This is a genomic window from Micromonospora sp. NPDC049282 (genome assembly GCF_043197045.1).
GTDB lineage: Bacteria > Actinomycetota > Actinomycetes > Mycobacteriales > Micromonosporaceae > Micromonospora.
This window is the reverse complement of the sequence record NZ_JBICSL010000012.1, coordinates 130063-150488: the sequence shown is the minus strand read 5'-3', so window position 1 is coordinate 150488 and position 20426 is coordinate 130063. Positions and strand designations below refer to the sequence as shown.

18 protein-coding genes, 2 tRNA genes and 1 pseudogene are annotated in these 20426 nt (G+C 72.5%); 15 read left to right on the top strand and 6 right to left on the bottom strand.

The window, feature by feature from the left end:
• Positions 1 to 80 precede the first annotated feature (80 nt).
• From ACGFI2_RS20255 to ACGFI2_RS20245, 3 genes are all read left to right on the top strand, one after another.
• Complete coding sequence (locus tag ACGFI2_RS20255; protein WP_393519132.1) at positions 81 to 2228, top strand: ATP-dependent DNA helicase UvrD2; 2148 nt, start codon at positions 81 to 83, stop codon at positions 2226 to 2228.
• Positions 2229 to 2364: 136 nt separating this feature from the next.
• Positions 2365 to 2616, top strand: coding sequence for a hypothetical protein (locus tag ACGFI2_RS20250; protein WP_393519129.1), 252 nt, complete (start codon positions 2365 to 2367; stop codon positions 2614 to 2616).
• 133 nt (positions 2617 to 2749) lie between these two features.
• A complete protein-coding gene (locus tag ACGFI2_RS20245; RefSeq protein WP_393519127.1) occupies positions 2750 to 3115 on the top strand; it encodes a WhiB family transcriptional regulator in 366 nt (121 codons plus the stop codon).
• 305 nt (positions 3116 to 3420) lie between these two features.
• Here the strand turns inward: ACGFI2_RS20245 and ACGFI2_RS20240 are convergent, their stop codons facing one another.
• The 3 genes from ACGFI2_RS20240 to ACGFI2_RS20230 form a co-directional block, all read right to left on the bottom strand.
• Complete coding sequence (locus tag ACGFI2_RS20240) at positions 3421 to 4767, bottom strand: ABC1 kinase family protein (protein ID WP_393519124.1); 1347 nt, start codon at positions 4765 to 4767, stop codon at positions 3421 to 3423.
• A 10-nt stretch (positions 4768 to 4777) separates the two neighbouring features.
• A complete protein-coding gene (locus ACGFI2_RS20235; RefSeq protein WP_393519123.1) occupies positions 4778 to 5890 on the bottom strand; it encodes a TOMM precursor leader peptide-binding protein in 1113 nt (370 codons plus the stop codon).
• A 181-nt stretch (positions 5891 to 6071) separates the two neighbouring features.
• Positions 6072 to 6239 (bottom strand): DUF5679 domain-containing protein, encoded by a 168-nt coding sequence (locus tag ACGFI2_RS20230; protein WP_007464795.1) that lies wholly within the window; start codon positions 6237 to 6239, stop codon positions 6072 to 6074.
• A gap of 474 nt (positions 6240 to 6713) precedes the next feature.
• Here ACGFI2_RS20230 and ACGFI2_RS20225 point away from each other — a divergent pair, with 474 nt between their 5' ends.
• Together ACGFI2_RS20225 and ACGFI2_RS20220 are read left to right on the top strand one after the other, a co-directional pair.
• Positions 6714 to 7232 (top strand): M48 family metallopeptidase, encoded by a 519-nt coding sequence (locus ACGFI2_RS20225; protein ID WP_393519120.1) that lies wholly within the window; start codon positions 6714 to 6716, stop codon positions 7230 to 7232.
• A gap of 125 nt (positions 7233 to 7357) precedes the next feature.
• Positions 7358 to 7960 carry a hypothetical protein gene (locus ACGFI2_RS20220; protein ID WP_393519117.1) on the top strand — a complete coding sequence of 201 codons (603 nt, stop codon included), beginning with the start codon at positions 7358 to 7360 and terminating at the stop codon, positions 7958 to 7960.
• 390 nt (positions 7961 to 8350) lie between these two features.
• On the opposite strand, the gene ACGFI2_RS20215 is transcribed toward ACGFI2_RS20220, so the two are convergent.
• A complete protein-coding gene (locus ACGFI2_RS20215) occupies positions 8351 to 9625 on the bottom strand; it encodes a zinc-dependent metalloprotease (RefSeq protein ID WP_393519114.1) in 1275 nt (424 codons plus the stop codon).
• Between the two features lie 115 nt (positions 9626 to 9740).
• Between ACGFI2_RS20215 and ACGFI2_RS20210 the strand changes: the two genes are divergently transcribed.
• From ACGFI2_RS20210 to ACGFI2_RS20190, 5 genes are all read left to right on the top strand, one after another.
• Complete coding sequence (locus tag ACGFI2_RS20210; protein ID WP_393519111.1) at positions 9741 to 10754, top strand: PDZ domain-containing protein; 1014 nt, start codon at positions 9741 to 9743, stop codon at positions 10752 to 10754.
• A gap of 126 nt (positions 10755 to 10880) precedes the next feature.
• On the top strand, positions 10881 to 13865 hold the full coding sequence (locus ACGFI2_RS20205; RefSeq protein ID WP_393519108.1) for a UPF0182 family protein: 2985 nt from the start codon (positions 10881 to 10883) through the stop codon (positions 13863 to 13865).
• A gap of 50 nt (positions 13866 to 13915) precedes the next feature.
• Positions 13916 to 13989, top strand: a tRNA-Met gene (locus ACGFI2_RS20200).
• Positions 13990 to 14161: 172 nt separating this feature from the next.
• Positions 14162 to 14235, top strand: a tRNA-Met gene (locus tag ACGFI2_RS20195).
• A 108-nt stretch (positions 14236 to 14343) separates the two neighbouring features.
• Positions 14344 to 14595 carry a hypothetical protein gene (locus ACGFI2_RS20190; protein ID WP_393519105.1) on the top strand — a complete coding sequence of 84 codons (252 nt, stop codon included), beginning with the start codon at positions 14344 to 14346 and terminating at the stop codon, positions 14593 to 14595.
• A 67-nt stretch (positions 14596 to 14662) separates the two neighbouring features.
• On the opposite strand, the gene ACGFI2_RS20185 is transcribed toward ACGFI2_RS20190, so the two are convergent.
• Positions 14663 to 16000 (bottom strand): ABC transporter substrate-binding protein, encoded by a 1338-nt coding sequence (locus tag ACGFI2_RS20185; protein ID WP_393519103.1) that lies wholly within the window; start codon positions 15998 to 16000, stop codon positions 14663 to 14665.
• A 123-nt stretch (positions 16001 to 16123) separates the two neighbouring features.
• Here ACGFI2_RS20185 and ACGFI2_RS20180 point away from each other — a divergent pair, with 123 nt between their 5' ends.
• The 5 genes and pseudogenes from ACGFI2_RS20180 to ACGFI2_RS20160 all read left to right on the top strand — a co-directional run bounded on the left by ACGFI2_RS20180 (position 16124) and on the right by ACGFI2_RS20160 (position 18769).
• Positions 16124 to 16957 carry a phosphoribosylaminoimidazolesuccinocarboxamide synthase gene (locus ACGFI2_RS20180; RefSeq protein ID WP_393519100.1) on the top strand — a complete coding sequence of 278 codons (834 nt, stop codon included), beginning with the start codon at positions 16124 to 16126 and terminating at the stop codon, positions 16955 to 16957.
• 169 nt (positions 16958 to 17126) lie between these two features.
• Positions 17127 to 17234: pseudogene (locus ACGFI2_RS20175) on the top strand (helix-turn-helix domain-containing protein); the annotation flags it as partial.
• A 21-nt stretch (positions 17235 to 17255) separates the two neighbouring features.
• Entirely contained in the window at positions 17256 to 17834 is a 579-nt protein-coding gene (locus ACGFI2_RS20170; protein ID WP_393519311.1) for a DUF5753 domain-containing protein, read from the top strand.
• Positions 17835 to 17860: 26 nt separating this feature from the next.
• Positions 17861 to 18022: a DUF397 domain-containing protein gene (locus ACGFI2_RS20165; protein ID WP_393519097.1), complete on the top strand. Its 162-nt coding sequence runs from the start codon at positions 17861 to 17863 to the stop codon at positions 18020 to 18022.
• Between the two features lie 9 nt (positions 18023 to 18031).
• Positions 18032 to 18769, top strand: coding sequence for a VOC family protein (locus ACGFI2_RS20160; RefSeq protein ID WP_393519094.1), 738 nt, complete (start codon positions 18032 to 18034; stop codon positions 18767 to 18769).
• Between the two features lie 115 nt (positions 18770 to 18884).
• Here the strand turns inward: ACGFI2_RS20160 and glpK are convergent, their stop codons facing one another.
• On the bottom strand, positions 18885 to 20369 hold the full coding sequence (gene glpK / locus ACGFI2_RS20155) for a glycerol kinase GlpK (protein ID WP_393519091.1): 1485 nt from the start codon (positions 20367 to 20369) through the stop codon (positions 18885 to 18887).
• Between the last annotated feature and the right edge of the window lie 57 nt (positions 20370 to 20426).

Genomic DNA, 20426 nt, shown 5'->3' with positions numbered 1-20426 from the left:
TCCAAGGGTGGCTCGCGCCCGGTCCGATCAGGCCAGGCTAACCGCTGCAACGTCGGACGGGGCTGGGATGATTCCCTGCTGTGGGGGTTCACTCAGCGGCGGAACGGGTGCTGACCGGCCTGGATCCGGAGCAGCGGTCCGCGGTCACCGCCCCGGCCGGCCCGGTCTGCATCCTGGCCGGCGCCGGGACCGGCAAGACCCGGGCGGTGACCTCGCGGATCGCCTACCGGGCACTGACCGGCGACATCGCCGCCCGGCACGTGTTGGCGGTCACGTTCACCGCCCGCGCCGCGGCCGAGATGCGAAGCCGTCTCACCGTGCTCGGGGTGCAGGGTGTGCAGGCGCGCACCTTCCACGCCGCGGCGCTGCGCCAGGTCCGCTACTTCGCCCCCCGGCTGCTGGCCGGCCGGGCCATGCCGGAGCTGCTGGACAGCAAGGTGCGGGTGGTCACGCTGGCCGCCGCCAAGGTGGGCCTGCGCGCCGACCGGGCCGCCGCCCGCGACCTGGCCGCGGAGATCGAGTGGGCCAAGTCCTCGCTGGTCGAGCCGGACGAATACGCGGTGGCCGCGGCCAAGGCGCTGCGCGAGACGCCGTACGAGCCGGCCCGGGTGGCCGAGGTGTTCACCGCGTACGAGCGGCTCAAGCGCGGCAACGGGGTGATCGACTTCGAGGACATGCTGCGCGCGGCGGTGTGGGGGATCGAGGAACACCCGGACGTCGCCGAGCAGGTGCGCAACCAGTACCGGCACTTCGTCGTCGACGAGTACCAGGACGTCAACCCGCTCCAGCAGCGGCTGCTGGACGTCTGGCTCGGCGGGCGGGACGACCTCACCGTGGTCGGCGACGCCAGCCAGACCATCTACTCGTTCACCGGCGCGACCTCGTCCTACCTGGTCGACTTCCCGCGCCACCACCGCGGCGCGACCGTGGTCCGGCTGGTCCGCGACTACCGCTCCACCCCCCAGGTGGTCGGCCTGGCCAACGCGGTGATCTCGGCGGCCCGGGGCGCCGAGGCGCGGTTGCGGCTGGAGCTGCACGGCCAGCGCCGGCCCGGCCCCGAACCGGAGCTGCGGATCTTCACCGACGAGCCGGCCGAGGCCAACGCCGTCGCCGCCCGCTGCCGGGCGCTGGTGGCCGCCGGCACCCCGGCGCGGGAGATCGCGGTGCTGTTCCGCACCAACGCGCAGTCCGAGGCGTACGAGAAGGCGCTCTCCGAGGCCGAGGTGCCGTACGTGCTCCAGGGCGCGGAGCGGTTCTTCGAGCGGCCCGAGGTGCGCCAGGCGATGATTGCCCTGCGCGCGGCCACCCGCTCCGTCCCGGGGGAGACGCCGCTGAGGGCGGCCGTGGTGGAGGGGCTCGCCGCGGTCGGCTGGGCGCCGGGCGCGCCCCCGGCCGGCGGCGCCGCGCGCGAACGCTGGGAGGCGCTCGCCGCGCTGGTCCAGCTCGCCGAGGAGTACGCGGCCACCCCCGACATCCAGCCGATCGGGGAGGCCGGCGCCGTGGAGCGGCCGGTGACGCTGGCCGGCTTCACCGAGGAACTGGCCCGGCGGGCCGCCCAGCAGCACGTGCCCACCGTGGAGGGGGTGACGCTGGCCTCGCTGCACTCGGCCAAGGGCCTGGAGTGGGACGCGGTGTTCCTGGTCGGCCTGGCCGAGGGCACGTTGCCCACGTCGTACGCGAAGACGCCGGAGCAGGTCGAGGAGGAGCGGCGGCTGCTCTACGTCGGGATCACCCGGGCCCGGGAGTGGCTCTGGCTGTCGTACGCGGCGGCGCGTTCGCCCGGTGGGCGGGCCCGGCGGCCGTCGCGCTTCCTGCCCCAGCTCGACCGCTCCGGCGGCGGCGAGCGGGCCGGCGCGGGCCCGGCCCGGCGGGCGGAGCGGCGGCGACCGCAGGTGGTCTCCTGCCGGATCTGCGGCGCCACGCTGCTCGCCGGCGCCGACCGGAAGCTCGGCCGCTGCCCGACCTGCCCGTCGGACCTGGACGAGGAGCTGTACGAGCGGCTGCACGAGTGGCGGCAGCGGGTGGCCGGCGCGCAGAAGGTGCCGGCGTACGTGGTCTTCACCGACGCCACGCTCACCGCGCTGGCGGAGCGGAAGCCGGGACGCACCGAGGAACTGGTCGCGATCGCCGGGATCGGGCCCCGCAAGGTGGGCCTGTACGGGGACACCGTGCTGGCTCTGGTGGCCGGCGCGACGGTGGACGACGTCTGCCCACAGAAAAGTTTCTAAATCTGGCCGTAAATCGTTTGCCCTCCCCTGTGGGCGAGGAATAGCCTCAGGACACACCTCGCGAGCGGCGCTGTTCTGGCTGCTCACGGGGGATGAGTCCACGGTCGGCACGAGGAAGGTCAGGGAGGTGGCACCAATGGAGATTTACATCTACGAGCGTCCGGCGGCTATGCCAGCTGCCGGCGTTCCCCTGTCGTCCGTCCGGGTGGCCCTTGCCGCTCGACCGTCGGCTCCGCAGGTGCACCAGGCCCAGGTTCAGGCCGAGCTGAACCTGACCGTTGCACCGCTGAACGGAGTCGAGGGGACCAGTGGCTTCACGGGCATGGGCATCGGCGCCAAGAAGCGCACTGATGTCCGCGGCGTTCCACCTCGAGGTAGACCGGTCTGATCCACAGACCACCGGCTCACCTCGAGGCCGCGGAACCCGCACACCGGGATCCGCGGCCTCAGTTTTTTTGTACCGCCGCCGTACGTCGGAAATGCGATCCACGAGATCGAAGTGAGAGAGAGGTGACCGGAGGATGAGTCTGGCGTTGGCCCCACTCGACGTGAGCGTCGAGGTGGAGGCGGACCTGCCCTGCCGGAAGTTCGACCCCGACCTGTGGTTCTCCGACTCGCCCGCCGAGCTCGAGCTGGCCAAGTCGCTCTGCGGGGACTGCCCGCTGCGCGTCGAGTGCCTGGCCGGGGCGGTGGAGCGGGCCGAGCCCTGGGGCGTCTGGGGCGGCGAGATCTTCGAGCGTGGCGCGGTCGTCCCGCGCAAGCGGCCCCGTGGCCGTCCGCGCAAGGAGGACCTCGCCCGTGACGCCCAGCTCCGGGTCGAGGCGGAGGCGCGACTGGCGGCCAGCGGGCTGTCCGAGTCGCGTAACACCGTCCGGCTGGCAGCCTGACACACCTGCGTTCCACGACCGACCGATGCCGGTGTCCCTCCACCGGCCGACCTGAGAGAGAAACCCATGCTGCACCTGCCGAACGGAACCGAGATGCAACTACTCCACGAAGCGTTGTCGAGGGCTCGAATGCCCCGGCCTCAGGCCGGTCGCACCACCACGAGCACTGAGGCAACCCGTTCCGCCCGTACCGTCGCCATGCGGAGTCGCGGCCAGTCGGCCCGCGACCTGGGCGTTCTCTAGATCGACCCATTCAGGAAGGGGCGGTGACCGGATGGTCACCGCCCCTTCGGCGTGCTTCGCGCTCAGGCCACCGGGGCGAAGCCGGGCAGCCAGCGTTCCAGGATCGTCCGGTAGGACGCCTTCGCCTCCAACTGGCAGAGCACCCCGATCGAACCCAGCGTGACCCGGTGGATCATCAGGTAGGACGGCGGCAGGTTGAGCTGCCGGCTGAGCTGGTAGGCGGCCGAGCGAGGGCTGGCCAGCCGGGCCGCCTCGGCCCGCAGCCAGGCCCGGGTGAAGCGGAACTCGTCGGACGCGATCGGCTCCAGCATGGGCCGGAGGAAGTCGAGGACCGCCGTGGCGTCGATCGGCTCGCTCCGGCTGACGAAGCCCTCGTCGCGCAGCCCTTCCACCACCCCGTCGGCGTCCCCGCGCAGCGCGAGCGCGGCGATCCGGCCGATCGGCTCCGGCGTGCCCTCCGGCATCCGGGCCACCGCGCCGAAGTCGATCACACCGAGCCGGCCGTCCGGCAGCAGCCGGAAGTTGCCCGGGTGCGGGTCGGCGTGCAGCAGCCCGGCCCGCTCCGGCGCGGAGAGGTGCAGCTCGGCCATCAGCCGGCCGGCCTCGTTCCGCTGCTCCTCGGTGCCCTCCCGGATGATCTCGGACAGCGGGATGCCCTCGACCCACTCGGTGATCAGCACCCGGGGCGCGGCGTCGAGCACCTCCGGGATGAAGATGTCCGGATCGTCCGCGTACGCGGCGGCGAACGCCCGCTGCGACTCGGCCTCCAGCTCGTAGTCCAGCTCCTCGGTGATCCGCTCCCGTAGCTCGGCCAGGAGCGGCTTGACGTCCAGCCCTGGCTGGATCGCCCGGAACATCCCGCCCAGGCGGGAGAGCTGCTTGAGGTCGGCGAGCAGGGCGTCGCCGGCACCCGGGTACTGGATCTTCACGGCCACGTCCCGGTGCCGCGGGCCGCCGTTCGGCCCGTATCCCGGGTCGCGCCACACCGCCCGGTGCACCTGGCCGATGCTGGCCGCGGCGGCCGGGACGTCGTCGAAGGAGACGAACCGGTCCCGCCAGTCCGGCCCGAGCTGCTCGGCGAGCACCTTGTGCACGGTCGCCACCGGCAGCGGCGGGGCGGCCTCCTGGAGCTTGGTGAGCGCCTGCCGGTAGGGCGCGGCGACCTCCTCGGGCAGCGCCGCCTCGAAGACCGACAGGGCCTGGCCGAACTTCATCGCCCCGCCCTTGAGCTGCCCGAGGACGCTGAACAACTGCTCGGCGGTGCGCTGCTGGATCTCGGCGGAGATGACGTCGGACGCGAGCCCGGTGACCCGCTTGCCCATGCCGAGGACGGTTCGACCGGCGAATCCGAGCGGCAGGGCGGCGAGTTTGGCGGTGCGGGACACGGCCCGCCGCGGGATGTCGGTCACCCGACCATTGTTACCGACGCGAGGGGCCCGCTGCTGCCGTGCGGCCGGGAGCGGGCCGGGCCGACCGGATCGGGCGACGCCCACAGCACCCGCACGAGGGGTGTGGTGACCAGCGGCGGCGCCGGAGACGACCGGCGCCGCTGACCTCCACCGCCGTGCCGAGCGTCTCCGGGGTGCCGCCGTCGAGCTGGGCCAGCGCCTCGGCCGCCGCGAAGGCGGCCGCGGCGAGCCGGGTGGTGGCCGTGCAGGCCGGATCGCCGCCGTCGGCCGCGAGCTGGGCGGCGAGCGCCGGCCAGGCCGGGTCCCGGTCGCCGCGGTGCAGGTCGAGGCAGCGCAGGCAGGGGCCGGCGGGCGGACGCACCAGCGGCCCGACCACGGGCACGCCGCCGCGCAGGTCGAGCAGGAGGTGGGGCTGTCGGCGGCGGGCGTAGCCGGCGGCGAGCAGCTCGGCCGGGCGACCGACGCCGAGCTGCACCACCAGGTCGGGCCGGGCCGTCCGCAGCGGGCCGGTGGCGGTGCCGGGCGCGCACCGGCCCAGCGCCGCGCGTACCGCCGGGGCCAGTGCCCGGCCCAGCTCCGTGTCGGCCAGGCCGGTCCCGACCAGGTCGCCGGCGCGGACCGGGCCGGACAGATCGGGTACCACGTGCCCGACCCCGGCCTGGGCCAGCGCGACGGCGACCGCGGCGCCGAGCCGGCCCGAGCCGGTGATCAGCACCCGCGCGCCCCGCCGGTGGCGCAGCAGCCGGGCCGGTGTGCCGGGCAGGTGGGGGGTGGCGAGGGCCAGAGCCTCGGCCTCCGCGACCAGCCGGGCCCGGAGCGGTCCGGCGAGGTCGCGGGGGAGCAGCGTCTGCGCCGGTACGACCAGACCGGCGGCCCGGAGCGCGTCGAGCAGGGCACGTGCCTCGTCCGGCGGGACCCGGGCGGCGGTGGCCGCGGCCAGCACGGCTCGCTCGCTGCGGGTGCCGTCGAGCAGGTCGAGCAGGTGGGTGGTGCCCGGGGTGGAGACCTCGAGCAGCACCGCCGGGCCGGGCTCCAGGCCGAGCTGGAGGGTGCGCCGGTCACGCCAGAGGCGGGTCAGGCCGGGCAGCAGGGTGGGGCGGATGAGCGGCGTCGACTGGGTCACACCACGAATGGTGACCGTGTCCGCGCACTCAGTCGTTCGTTGTCCACAGGCGCGGCGCGCCATGGCCAGTCTTGTCCACAGGACACTGCCGGTTTTCCACAACCGGCGGGTAACCGTGTCGGATCCGCGACGGGGGAGGGGCGGCCGGCGGCCACCCCTCCCCCGCACGAACCCGGACGGGTCAGACCTTGGCCTTGCCCAGGATGCGGTTCACTGTTGTGCCGCACACCGGGCACTTGCCCTTGGCCATGTTCATGCCGGTCTTCGAGACCTCCACGTGCCCCTCGAAGTCCCGCTTCTCCTTGCACTTGACGCAGTAACCGTTGTAGGTCTGGGCCTGGTCGGCCACGGTAGCCTCCTCGTCTCGTCCGCCGGAGGTGTCCCGGCGGGTCTCCCTGCGGCGGGCCACGGGTGGCGCCGGCGCCGGGTTTCTCCGCGGTCAGTCTCCTGACCGCTGGTTGGCGGACCCTACCCAGGACTGGGCGGTTCCATGTCAGCTGCACGCCGACTCTGTGAGTAAGTCGACGACGAGAGTGTGCATGCCGAATAACGTCGGATAAGTCAGTTTCGCGAGGACACGCCGGTTAAATGCGCTCAGATCCCCTTCACGTGGCCCCCACGCCGACGACCCGTCGTAGATCATTTAACGTCAGGACCGGCCGAGAGGTGATGGTCAACTACCGCCGCAAAGAATTTTTTTGGGACTCCTGACCACCAACCGTGACTTTCCGGGCGCGTGTCGTCGTGTTGACTCTTGCGGACTCCTGGTCAGTACGCATTACCTTTCCCTCGTGACAGTCAACCGAGGCTGCGCGGCGCGGTAATGGCCGTGGCGCGGAAGCCCGTCGTCGAGGTGCGGCGCAGTCAGCGCCGGCGACGCACGGTGTCCGCGTACCGGGACGGCGAGCGCGTGGTCGTGCTCATCCCCGACCAGTTCTCCCGCGCCGAGGAGAGCGAGTGGGTCGACCGGATGCTGGCCAGGCTGGCTGCCCGCGAGGGCCGCTTCGCCCGCTCGGACGCCGAGCTGCTCGCCCGGGCCTGTCGCCTCATCGCGCTCTACCTGTCGGACCACGGGTCCACCGCCGAGCCGGCGAGCGTGCGCTGGGTGACCAACCAGAACGGCCGCTGGGGCTCCTGCACCCCGGCCGACCGCACCATCCGGATCTCCCACCGGATCCAGGACATGCCCGACTGGGTGATCGACTACGTCCTCCTCCACGAGCTGGCACACCTGATCGTTCCCAGTCACAACGCCACATTCTGGTCCCTGGTCGCCCGCTACCCGAAGGCCGAGCGGGCCCGCGGCTACCTGGAGGGCGTGGCCGCCACCGCCGGCGTCTGACCCCTCGTCCCGGGTGCGCCCGCCACCACGCCGAGATGGCGCTGTCCCGCCCGCCCGGACCGGACCATCTCGCCGAGCTGGTGTGGATCAAGGCGGGACCACCCGCGCGGGGTTAGGGTCGGCGGATGGTCCGACGTGTGGTGGTGGCGTTGCTCGGCGCGGTGACCTGGTCGCCGCCGGGGATCGAGTCGGCGCGGTGGCGCACCGCCCTCGCCGAGGACGTGGTGGACCTGCTGGCCACGCTGAACGAGGTGGAGACCGCGGTGGCGGTCACGCCCGCCGACCGCTGGCTGGCCGACGCGGTGGTCTGGCCGGGCACCGCCGTGTACGAGGTGCCGGAGCCCACCCCGAACGCGGTGTTCACCGTGCTCGCCGGCTACGACCAGGCGGCCGTGGTCGCCGCCGACGCGCCCGACGTGCCCGGACTGACGCTCGGCAAGCTGCTCCGCCCGCTGTCCAGCCGCCCGGTGGCGGTCGCCCCGGTGGAGGGGAGCGGGCCGGGCCTGCTCGGGGTGGCCGCGCGGCTGCCCGTACCGGAGTGGTTGCCGGCGCTGGATCTCGACACGACCGCGCCGGCCGAGGTGCGGGCCGCGGCGCCCCGGCCCGGGGACGTGGCGGTCACCGCGGGGTGGCGTCGGCTGCGTGGCCCGGCCGACCTCGGCGCCCTCGACCCGGCCTTCGAGGGCTGGGACGCGACCCGGGCGTTGCTCTCCGGCCGCCCCGGCTGACCGCTCGACGCGTCCGCCGCGCGTGCCGGCCTGGCTGGTCGGGCCGCGCGTGCCGGCCTGGCTGGTCGCGCCGCCGCGCCGGCCCGGCGGTCGTCCGCGTGCCGCCCCGGGCGGCAGAGGAAGGATCGGCCCGTCCGCGCCTAGGAACTTGATGACGTGGACGAGTCGCGGATCTGGCGATTCGCGGATCGGCATCGGCATCGGCATCGGGGACCCGTGGCGGTGAGTCGTTCACGTCATCACGTTCCTGGTCACCGCGGGTTCTCCTGGCCGGCGGACGGGAGCCAGGCGACAGCCCCGCGGACCCGGTGAGCACGACGGTCGGCGAACCACGGGATGCGACGGGGCCCGCACGGAGAACCGTGCGGGCCCCGACCTGCGTCTCCGGGATCAGGACTGCTTGCCGTCGTCCTCGCCCGGGGTCGGCTCCTCCGGCCCACCGGGCGCGGAGAAGTCGAAGTTCGCCAGCTCGTCGTCCAGATCGCTGGAGGTCGCCGCGAACGCCTCGGGGGCGGCGAAGTCGTCGTCCGAGGGGAGCAGGTCGGGGTGGCCCCACACCGCGTCCCGGCCGGCGATGCCACGCTGCTCGGTCAGCGCCGCCCAGAGCACGGTCGCCTCGCGCAGCCGGCGCGGCCGCAGTTCCAGGCCGACAAGCGCGGCGAACGTCTGCTCCGCCGGGCCGCCCGCGGCCCGGCGACGGCGGAACGCCTCGCCGAGGCTCACCACGTTGGGCAGGCGGTCGCCGGCGGCGCTGTCCACCACGTGGCACACCCAGCCCTCGACCAGGGCGAGGACGGTCTCCAGCCGGGCCAGCGAGGCCTTCTGCGCCGGGGTGTCCTCGGGGGTGAAGATGCCCTCCAGGGCGATCGCCTGCATCGACTCGGGGTCGGTCGGGTCGACCCGGCCCATCGCCTCCTCGATCGCCTCCCGGTTGACCCGGATGCCGGCGGCGTAGTTCTCCACCGCCGTGAGCACGTGGCCGCGCAGCCACGGCACGTGCTGGAAGAGCCGCTGGTGGGCGGCCTCGCGCAGGGCCACGTAGAGGCGTACCTCGTCCTCCGGCAGCTCCAGGCCCTCGCCGTACGCCTTGATGTTGGCGGGGACGAGCGCGGCGGCGCCGGCGGGCCCCAGCGGCAGGCCGATGTCGCCGGCGGAGAGCACCTCGGCGGCGAGCGAGCCGAGCGCCTGGCCGAGCTGGCCGCCGAAGAGCGCGCCGCCCAGCGTGGCGACCATCGACTGCATCGGGCCGAGCTGGGCCCGCGCCTCCTCCGGCACCAGGTCGCCCATCGCGCCGACCATCCGGCTGGCCACCGGGTCGCAGAGCTTGCGCCACACGTCGAGCGTCTTGAAGATCCACTCGTTGCGGTTCCAGGCGACCGACGAGCGGATGCCGGAGGGCCACGAGGTCGCCGGCTCCAGCCAGAGGTCGGCGATCCGGAGCGCCTCCTCCACCGCGTTGCGTTCGAACGGCGAGACCGCCGGGTCGCCGGCGGCGGCGAGCTGGCTCGCGGCCACCTGCCGGGCGAGGTCCCAGTTGACCGGCCCGCTGCCCGGCGCCGACAGCAGGTGCTGCAACTGCGACATGAACTGCTGCATCTGCGCGGGATCGTTGGGGTCTGGTGGTTGACCACCCGGGAGCGCGAAGCCGAACGGAATATCAGGCACGACCTCTACGGTACGCGGGCCCCGCCGCAGGTCGTGCCCGTCGGTGTTGCGCTGAGGGCGAAGTCCGCCGGTCACCGCGCCGGACGGCACGGCACGGATCGGTACGCTCTGGCGCATGAGACGTCGCGGCGTGACCGTCCTGCTCGGTGCTCTGCTCACCGCACTGCTCAGCGTCGGCGTGCTGAGCGTGCCCCTGCCGTACGTGGTGCTCGGCCCCGGCCCGACCGTCAACACGCTCGGCAGTGAGAACGGCAAGGAGGTCATCCAGGTCACCGGCCGCGCGACGTCCAGCTCCGCCGGGCAGCTCCGGCTCACCACGGTCGGGGTGCAGCCCACGGTCCGGCTCCGGTCGGCGCTGGCCGGCTGGTTCTCCTCGGACGAGGCGGTGGTGCCGCGGGAGCTGGTCTACCCGCCGGGCGAGTCGCAGGAGGAGGTCGAGAAGCGCAACGCGGAGGATTTCCAGAACTCGCAGACCAGCGCCGAGACGGCAGCGCTGCGTGAGCTGGGCTATCCGATCCGGGTGCTGGTCAAGACCGTCACCCCGGGCGGGCCGTCGGCGGACGCGCTGCGGGCGGACGACGTGCTCACCTCGGTCGACGGCACGCCGGTGACGAGCGCGGCCAGGCTCACCGAGCTGATCCGGGCCAAGCCGGCCGGCACCGCGTTGCGGATCGGCTACACCCGGGGCGGCACCCCGGGCACCGCCACGGTGACCAGCCGCGAGCAGGACGGCCGGCCGCGCATCGGGGTCGAGATCGACCAGCAGCAGCCACACCCGTTCACCCTCAAGATCGACCTCGCGGACATCGGCGGACCGAGCGCCGGCCTGATGTTCACCCTGGGCATCATCGACAAGCTGGAGCCGGCGGACCTGACCGGCGGGAAGATCGTCGCCGGCACCGGGACCATCGACGACGAGGGCCGGGTCGGCCCGATCGGCGGCATCGCGCAGAAGCTGGTCGGCGCCAAGGAAGCCGGCGCGAAGGTCTTCCTGGTCCCCGCGGACAACTGTGCCGAGGCGGTCCGCAACCCGCAGCCGGGTCTGCCGCTGCTCCGGGTCGCGACGCTCGACGACGCGCTCAAGGCGCTGGAGACGCTGCGCGCCGGGGGACAGCCGACGCGCTGCTGAGCGGGACCGGTCATCGGCCCCGGGCGATCGTGACGTGACCTTGACCCGACGTGTTCAGGAACACCCCGTACTCTTGGGTGCCTGGTCGGAGCCGATCACATCAAACGTGCGGAGCCAATAGTGGTCATGCGTAGCAGTCCCCTGCCGAGGATGAGCCGACGCGGACGCGTCACCATCGGGGTCCTGGTCGGGGTGTTCGTGTTGCTCACCCTGCTCGGGTGGGGGGTCAACGCCTGGACCGACTGGCTCTGGTTCGACGAGGTCCGCTACACCCAGGTCTTCACCGGCGTGCTCGCCACCCGACTGCTGCTGTTCCTGGTGGTCGGAGTCGGTCTGGCGCTGATCGTCGGCGGCAACCTCTGGCTGGCCCACCGGCTGCGGCCCCGGATGCGCCCGCACTCCGCCGAGCAGGCCACGCTGGAGCGCTACCGGATGCTGCTGAGCCCGCGGCTCGGCACCTGGATCGCCCTGGTCTCCGCCGTGATCGGTCTCTTCGCCGGGCTCTCCGCGCAGACCCGATGGGCCCAGTGGCTGCTGTTCCGCAACGGCGGCAACTTCGGCGTCAAGGACCCCGAGTTCGGCGTCGACATCGGCTTCTACGTCTTCCAGCTCCCGTTCTGGCGCTACGTGCTCGGCGTCGGCTTCACCGCGGTGGTGCTGGCCCTGCTCGGCGCGCTGGCCGTGCACTACATCTTCGGCGGGGTGCGCCTGCAGGGCATCGGCGACCGGATGACCAACGCCGCCCGCGCCCACCTCAGCTCGCTGGTGGCCGTCTTCGTCCTGCTCAAGGCCGTCGCCTACGTGCTCGACCGGCGGGCCATGCTGCTGGAGTACAACGAGGGCGCCAAGCTCTACGGCGCCGGCTACGCCGACGTGAACGCGCTGCTCCCGGCGAAGGAGATCCTCGCCTGGATCTCCGTCCTGGTGGCCCTCGCGATCATCGTGTTCTCCAACGCGGTGATGCGGAACCTGGTCTGGCCCGGCATCTCGCTGGCCCTGCTGGGCGTCTCCGCGGTCGCGATCGGCGGCATCTACCCGTGGGCCGTGCAGACGTTCGAGGTGAAGCCGAGCGCCCGGGACAAGGAGGCGCCGTACATCGAACGCAGCATCAAGGCGACCAGGTCCGCGTTCAGCCTCGAAGGGACGAAGGCCACACCGTACGCGGCCAGCAATCTCGTGCCACCCGCCAGCCTGGCCACCGACACCTCGGTCGTGTCGAACATCCGGTTGCTCGACCCGCAGCTGGTCTCCGAGACCTACACGCAGCTGCAGCAGGTGCGTGGCTTCTACGACTTCGGCTCGAAGCTGGACATCGACAGGTACGCGGTCAAGGAGAAGACCTCCGACTACGTGGTCGGCGTCCGTGAGATCAACTACGGCGAGCTGACCGACCAGCAGAGCAACTGGATCAACCGGCACACCGTCTACACCCACGGCTACGGCCTGGTCGCCGCCCCGGCGAACCAGGTGGTCTGCGGTGGCCAGCCGTACTTCGTTTCCGGCTTCCTCGGCGAGAAGGCACAGGAGGCGTGCTCCTCGCCGACCGAGGAGATCCCGGCCCAGCAGCCGCGGATCTACTACGGCGAGCGGATGGAGCCCGACGACTACGCGATCGTGGGGCAGAACGGCGACCGCAACGTCGAGTTCGACCGGCCCACCCAGACCGGCGGCGAGCAGTACTACACCTACAGCGGCGAGGGCGGCGTCAAGATCGGCTCGTTCCCGCGGCGGCTGCTCTACGCGATCAAGGAGCAGGAGTCGAACTTCCTGCTCTCCGAGGCGGTCAACGAGAACTCGAAGCTGCTCTACGTGCGCAACCCGCGCGACCGGGTGGAGAAGGTCGCGCCGTTCCTCACCCTCGACGGCGACCCCTACCCGGCGGTGGTGAACGGCCGCGTCCTGTGGATCATCGACGGCTACACCACGGCGGCCACCTACCCGTACGCCGAGCGGGTCAACCTGCAGGCGGAGACGACCGACGAGCTGACCGGCCGGGGCACGTTCCAGCTCGCCCGGGAGAACGTCAACTACATCCGCAACTCGGTGAAGGCGACCGTCGACGCGTACGACGGCACGGTCAAGCTCTACTCGTACGACGACTCGGACCCGGTGCTGAAGGCGTGGAACAAGGCGTTCGGTGGCGACCTCGTGCTGCCCAAGGGGGACATCCCGGCGGAGCTGGCCGAGCACTTCCGCTACCCGGCCGACCTGTTCAAGGTGCAGCGCAACCTGCTCACCAAGTTCCACGTCACCGACCCCGGCGACTTCTACTCCGGCCAGGACTTCTGGCAGGTGCCGAACGTGCCGGACGCGCCGGACAGCGGGCAGAAGCAGCCGCCCTACTACCTGTTCACGCAGTTCCCCGGGCAGGAGGGGCCACGGTTCCAGCTGACCTCCGCGGTCACCCCGAACGGGCGGCAGAACCTCGCCGCGCTGGTTTCCGGCTCGTACGTGGACGGGCAGCCGCGCCTGGAGGTCCTGGAGCTGCCGGACCAGACCCGGATCTCCGGGCCGACCCAGGTGCACCAGCAGATGACCAACAACGGCGACATCCGGCAGCAGCTCAACCTGCTCTCCTCCAACCAGGCCCAGGTGCAGTACGGCAACCTGCTGTCGCTGCCGTTCGCCGACGGCATGCTCTACGTCGAGCCGGTCTACGTGAAGAGCAGCAGCCAGGACGCGTACCCGCTGTTGCAGAAGGTGCTGCTCTCGTACGGTGACGGCGGTTCGTACGTGGTGCTCGCCAACAACCTGAGCGACGGCATCAAGCAGTTGGTCGAGCAGGGCAAGCGGGCGGGGTCGGTCAGCCCGCCGCCGACCGACGACGGCGGCAATCCGCCACCGTCCGGGGGCAACAACAGCACCCCGCCGCCGCTCACCGGCGAGCTGGCCGACGCGGCCGGCAAGGTGCAGAGCGCCATCGCCGAGGTCAAGGCCGCGCAGGCGTCCGGCGACTTCGAGCGGTACGGGCGGGCGTTGAAGACGCTGGACGAGGCGATGACCGCGTTCCAGCAGGCGCAGGCTGCGGCGCGCGGGTCCGCCACGCCTTCCGGCAGCGCGTCGCCGTCGGCGCCGGCCTCGGCTTCGCCCGCGCCGTCAGCGAGCGGCTGACGCCCCGTTTTGCGCCGCGTCGGGTCGGTGCGCTACGGTTAACGAGCCGACGCGGGGTGGAGCAGCTCGGTAGCTCGCTGGGCTCATAACCCAGAGGTCGCAGGTTCAAATCCTGTCCCCGCTACTCGTGACGAAGGCCCCGGAGTTCGCTCCGGGGCCTTCGTCGTTCTCCGTCTCGCGGGCTCGCCGGAACATGGTCCGGCGCCAGTTCGGCGAGGGGGTGGAGTCGGTGCCGGCGGAAACCGGGGACCCGGCTGATCTCCACGGTCGGGATGCGATAGGCTCTTACCTGTCGACGCGGGGTGGAGCAGCTCGGTAGCTCGCTGGGCTCATAACCCAGAGGTCGCAGGTTCAAATCCTGTCCCCGCTACGTGATCGCGAAAGGCCCCGGAGGAAATCTCCGGGGCCTTTCGCCGTATCCGGATCTTTCCGCGGCGTCCGACGTGCTCCGGTTGCGTGCCTCGGCGAGGATGGGGGCATGGCTGGATTGAACAGATGGTGGGGCCGCCTGGGCGCGGTCATCGGTACGGTCGTGCTCTCGGTCTTCGTGCCGGTCGCGGCCTGGGCGTCGACCGGCACCGGCGAGATCGTGGTGGAGGCCGCGCGCCGGCGCTCCCGGGGCGGCGGCTTCGGCATCCTCAGCCTGCTCTGCTGCCTCGTGGTGGTCGGCGGGATCGTGCTGCTGGTGCTGAGGTTGATGAGAAACCGGCGGAACCGCCCGCCGCGCTGACGCACGGCTCCCGGGGTGTCAAGCGGGGGCCCTTCCTCTACCGAATGCGTTAAGAAGGGGCCCCGCCTCACCCTGCGGCGAGGGCGGCGTTCGCGCGGGCCATGAATCGTGAGGTCGCGGTGCGGGCGCCGGCCCGCTTGCCGCGGATGCTCTCGGCCGCGTCGATCAGCAGGGACCGCACCCTGGCGTGCCCCGTCGGTGGCGGCGCGGGCGCCGGGCCGGCCAGTTCGTCCAGCTCCGCGCCCAGGGCCGCCACCCGCTTCTCGGCCCGGTCGGTCACGCCGTCGATGACGTGCGTGCGGACCTGGGTGTTGGGGTTGAGCCCGCGTTCCACGCCGAGGATCCGGCCGGCCGCCACGTTCGTGGTCAAGAAGTTGAGCACGTCCACCACCACGCCGGGGTGGCGGGTGCCGCGGAAGCCGGCCCAGTACATCGACGCCCGCGCCCACTGGGCGGCCGGCGTGCCGGGGAAGGCCACGGCGCCCAGGTCGTCCTCGGTCAGGCGTTGCAGCTCCGGAAGCTGGTGCGACCAGGCGAAGGACGCCGCGGTGTGCCCGGTGACCACGAGCTGGCGGGCCAGCTCGCCGGTGTCCGCCTGCTCGACCAGGGCGGCGCTCGGGGTGGCCCGGTCGAAGCGGGCGACCTCCCAGAACTCGAACCAGGCGAGCAGCTCGGCGGAGCCGAAGCCGAGCTGCCGCCCCTGGTACAGCTCGCTGCCCTGGCCACGTAGCCAGAGCCAGAGCGCCCGGTAGTCACCGGAGGGGTCCATGGTGCCGGCCACCCGGTTGCCGGAGGCCCGGGTGACGCGGGCGGCCCAGCGGGCGTACTCCTTCCAGGACATCCCGGTGCGCGGCTCCGGCTGGCCCAGCCGGCGCAGCAGGTCCCGGTTGAAGACCAGCGCCGCGTTGGTCTGCGCGGCGGGCACCGCCACGGTCCGCTCGTCCACCCGGCCGTAGCGGGCCAACTGCTCCGGCAGGCCGCGCAGCTCCAGCCGGTCGTCGGTGGTGTAGCGGGTGAGGTCGAGCAGGATCTCGCGGCGGTCGTACTCGGTGAGCAGGCTGTCGTCGATCTGGAACAGGTCGGGCACGTTGCCGCCGGCGGCCTGGGTGGCGAGACGGTCGTAGTAGCCGGTCAGGCCCTGCCAGGTGATCCGGAAGCTGACCCGGGGGTTCTGCTGGGTGTAGAGACGCAGCGCCTGCTCGGTGGCCTGGGCGCGGCGGTTGCCGCCCCACCAGAACACCGACAGCTCGATCGGGCCGTCGTCCGCCGCGGCCTCGTCCTCCGCCGGGCTGCAACCGGCCAGCCCGCCGCTCAGCCCGACGGCGAGCAGCGGCAGGCCGGTGAGCGCGCCGAGGAACCGTCGCCGGTCGAGGCCGGGACGGGGTACGGACCGTTGAGCGCGCACGGTTCTCTCCGATGATGGGCTGGACGGATCATTCCACCGGCCCCGGTCGGGGGTGTCAACGCCGGGTGGAGCGGCCGGCGGGCACGCCGGACGGCGTACACCGCTCATGGTGTACTTACCGCCGTGGAACTTCTGCACTCGGGCAAGGTCCGGGACGTCTACGCCGACGGCGCGGACCTGATCCTGGTCGCCTCCGACCGCGTCTCCATCTACGACGTGGTGCTGCCGACCCCGATCCCGGACAAGGGCCGCCTGCTCACCGCGCTCTCGCTGTGGTGGTTCGAGCAGTTGTCCGACCTGGTGCCGAACCACGTCGTCTCCGCCACCGACGTGCCGGCGGAGTTCGCCGGCCGGGCGATCCGGTGCCGGCGGTTGGAGATGGTGCCGGTCGAGTGCGTGGCCCGGGGCTACCTGACCGGCGGCGGCCTCGCCGAGTACGAGCGCAGCGGCTCGGTCTCCGGCGTACCGCTGCCCCGGGGCCTGGTGGAGGCGTCGATCCTGCCCGAGCCGATCTTCACGCCGTCGACCAAGGCGCCCAAGGGCGAGCACGACGAGCCGATCACCTACGACCAGGTGGTCGACAAGGTGGGGCCGGAGACCGCGGAGCGGCTGCGGGAGATCACCATCGACGTCTACCGGCGGGGCGCGGAGATCGCCGCGGACCGGGGCATCCTGATCGCCGACACCAAGCTGGAGCTGGGCTGGGCCCCGGACGGCACGCTGGTCCTCGGCGACGAGCTGCTCACCTCCGACTCGTCCCGGTTCTGGCCGGCGGAGTCCTACCAGCCCGGGCGGGCCCAGTTCTCCTTCGACAAGCAGTACGTGCGGGACTGGGCGGTCGCGAGCGGCTGGGACAAGCTCCCGCCGGCGCCCGAGGTGCCGGCCGACGTGATCGAGGCGACCCGCGCCCGTTACGTGGAGGCGTACGAGAAGCTGACCGGCAACCGCTGGCACTGACCGCGATACCCCCATCTGCCCGTACCTGCTGGACCCGCCGGGGGTAACCGTCGAGGATGAACCCGTCACTCTCGGTTGCTCTCGGGATGGTCGGATGAACAGCGACATGTGGATCAGGGCGCTCAAGGCGGCGCGGGCCGGTGCGGGCGTCTCGTAGGAGGCGCTCGCGGAGTTGATCAGGTGGAGTCCGTCCACCGTCGCGGCGATCGAGACCGGCCGGCGCCGGCCGACCCCGCAGTTCGCCGAGGCCGCCGACACGGCACTGGAAACCGGCGGTCTGCTGGCCGAGCTGCTGGCGGTGGCCGCCCGGCAGGAGTCGCCGACCTGGTTCGCGCCGTGGCGGAGCATCGAAACCGAGGCGCTCAGCCTCCGCACGTCGCAGCCGTCGCTGGTGCCCGGCCTGCTCCAGACCGAGGCGTACGCGCACGCGGTGCTGCGCGCCCAGGGCACCCATACGCCCGAGCAGGTCGACCAGTTGGTGGGCGCCCGGATGGTCCGGCAGGAGCTGCTGACCGGGCCGTTCCCGAAGCAGTTCACCGCCGTCATCGACGAGACCGCGTTGCGCCGGGTGGTCGGCGACCGGGACGTGCACCAGACCCAGTGTGAGCGGCTGGTCGAGCTGGCCGCGCTGCCGCACATCCGGCTCTACGTGGTGCCCGACGGGGTGGGCGCGCATCCGGGCCTGGCCGGCGGCTTCGTGCTGGCCACGCTGCCGGGCGGCGACGAGGTGGCCTATGTGGACGGCGTCTTCGGTCACGTCGTGGACCGGCCGGACGCCGTCTCTATCATGAGGACGATGTGGGACACGCTGCTCGGCGAGGCGCTGCCCGCCGGCGTGTCCGTCGAGCTGATCGGAAAGCTGGTGAACGAGCTGTGAACACTGCCTCCACCCCCCGGTGGCGCGTGTCGAGCCGGTCCGGCAACGGCGGCGACACCTGCGTCGAGGTCGCCGACAACCTGCCCGGCCGGGTGCTGGTGCGCGACTCCAAGGATCGCGCCGGCGGCACCCTCGGCTTCGCCCCGGCCGCCTGGCGGGCCTTCGTCGCGCAGGTCAAGGTCGTTTAGTCTCGTCGCATGTCGACGAGGCTCGTGCAGATCAACATGAAGGCCCGGGAGGACGCCGCGCTGGGCGGCTTCTGGGCGAAGGTGCTCGGCTGGGGGATCTCCAGCGAGGGGCCCGGTGTGACCAACCTCGAACCCGAGGGCTTCGTCTACCCCGACCCGGTCGCCGTCTGCATCGACCTCGTCGTCTCGTCGGAACCGAAGACGGTGAAGAACCGGGTGCACGTCGACCTCGCCACCAGCTCGGCGGCCCACCAGGCGGAGGTGGTCGCGCGCCTGACGGAGCTGGGCGCGACGCGCGCCGACATCGGCCAGGGCGACGTCCCGTGGACGGTCATGGCCGACCCCGAGGGCAACGAGTTCTGCGTGCTGGAGCCCCGCCCGATCTACCGGGACACCGGGCCGATCGCCGCCGTGGTGGTCGACTGCACGGACCCGCGGGAGATGGCCCGCTTCTGGGGCGAGGCGACGGACTGGACCGTGCACGAGGTGACCGACCGGCACGCCTCACTGCGTTCCGCCGCAGGTGTCGGCCCCTACCTGGAGTTCGTCCGCACCCCCGACCCGAAGACGGTGTGGAACCGCGTCCACCTCGACGTCCGCCCCTATCCGGGCGACGACATAACGGCCGAGGCGGCCCGGCTGGAGACGCTCGGCGCCACCCCGGTCGAGCTGGCCCGCCCCGACATCCCGTGGAAGGTCATGACCGACCCCGAGGGCAACGAGTTCTGCCTCCTCACCCCGGCCTGACCGCCCCCGCTCCACCTCACCCGCGATCTTGCACTTCCGGCCCGCGATCCGTTCGGAATGTCCCAAAAGCGGGGACAGCAAGTGCAAGATCGCCGGGGAGGGAGGGCGGGCGGACCTAGTCCTCCCAGTCCAGGGTGCGTTGCACGGCCTTGTGCCACTGGCGCAGCTGGTGCTGGCGGTGGGTCGGGTCCATGGCGGGCTCCCACTGCGCGTCGGAGCGCCACTTGTCCCGCAGCGTGGCCAGGTCGGGCCAGAAGCCGACGGCCAGGCCGGCCGCGTACGCGGCGCCGAGGCAGGTGGTCTCGGTGATCCGCGAGCGCACCACCGGCACGTCGAGTACGTCGGCGAGGAACTGCATCAACAGCGCATTGCCGGTCATCCCGCCGTCCACCCGCAGCCGGCGCAGCGCGACGTCGGAGTCGGCGTTCATCGCGTCCACCACCTCACGGGTCTGGAACGCGGACGCCTCCAGCACCGCCCGGGCCAGGTGGCCCTTGGTGATGTAGCCGGTCAGGCCGGCGATCACGCCCCGGGCGTCGCTGCGCCAGTGCGGCGCGAACAGGCCGGAGAAGGCCGGCACCACGTAGCAGCCGCCGTTGTCGTCGACCGTGCGGGCCAACTCCTCGACCTGACCGGCGGCGGAGATCAGGCCGAGGTTGTCGCGCAGCCACTGCACCAGCGAGCCGGTGACCGCGATCGCGCCCTCCAGCGCGTACGTGGCCGGTTGCCCCTCGATCCGGTAGGCCACGGTGGTGAGCAGGCCGTGTCGCGACGGCACCGGGCTCGCGCCGGTGTTGAGCAGCAGGAAGCTGCCGGTGCCGTAGGTGCACTTGGCCTCGCCGGGTTGGAAGCAGGTCTGCCCGAACAGCGCGGCCTGCTGGTCGCCGAGCGCGCTGGCCACCGGCACCCCGGCGAGGACGCCCCCGGCGGTGCCGTAGACCTCGGCCGAGCAGCGGATCTCGGGCAGCATCGCGGCCGGGATCCGCAGCGCGTCGAGCAACTCCGGCGCCCAGTCGAGGGTCTCCAGGTCCATCAGCAGGGTGCGGCTGGCATTCGTCACGTCGGTGACGTGCCGCCCGGTCAGCTTCCAGATGAGCCAGCTGTCCATGGTGCCGAACAGCACCTCGCCCCGCTCGGCGCGCTCGCGCAGCCCGTCGGTGTGGTCGAGCAGCCAGCGCAGCTTCGGCCCGGCGAAGTAGGTGGCCAGGGTCAGGCCGGTGCGGGCGCGCAGCCGGTCGGCGTCGTACGCCTCGCCCAGCTCGCGCAGCAGCGGGCCGGTGCGGGTGTCCTGCCAGACGATCGCGTTGGCCACCGGCCGGCCGGTGGCCCGGTCCCAGACCACGGTGGTCTCCCGCTGGTTGGTGAGGCCCACCGCGGCCAGTTGCTCGGGGCCGATGTCGGCGCTCGCCAGCGCCTCCCGCACCACGTGCTCGACGTTGGTCCAGATCTCCTCGGCGTCGTGCTCGACCCAGCCGGGTCGCGGGAAGATCTGCCGGTGTTCGCGTTGGGCCACCGCGACGGTCTCGCCGCCCCGGTCGAAGACGAGGCACCGCGAGGAGGTGGTGCCCTGGTCGATGGCGGCGACGAACTCTCCGGTCACGCAGGCACCGTACCCGCCGGGAGCGTCCCCCGTCTCCCGCCGACCGCCCCGTACGAT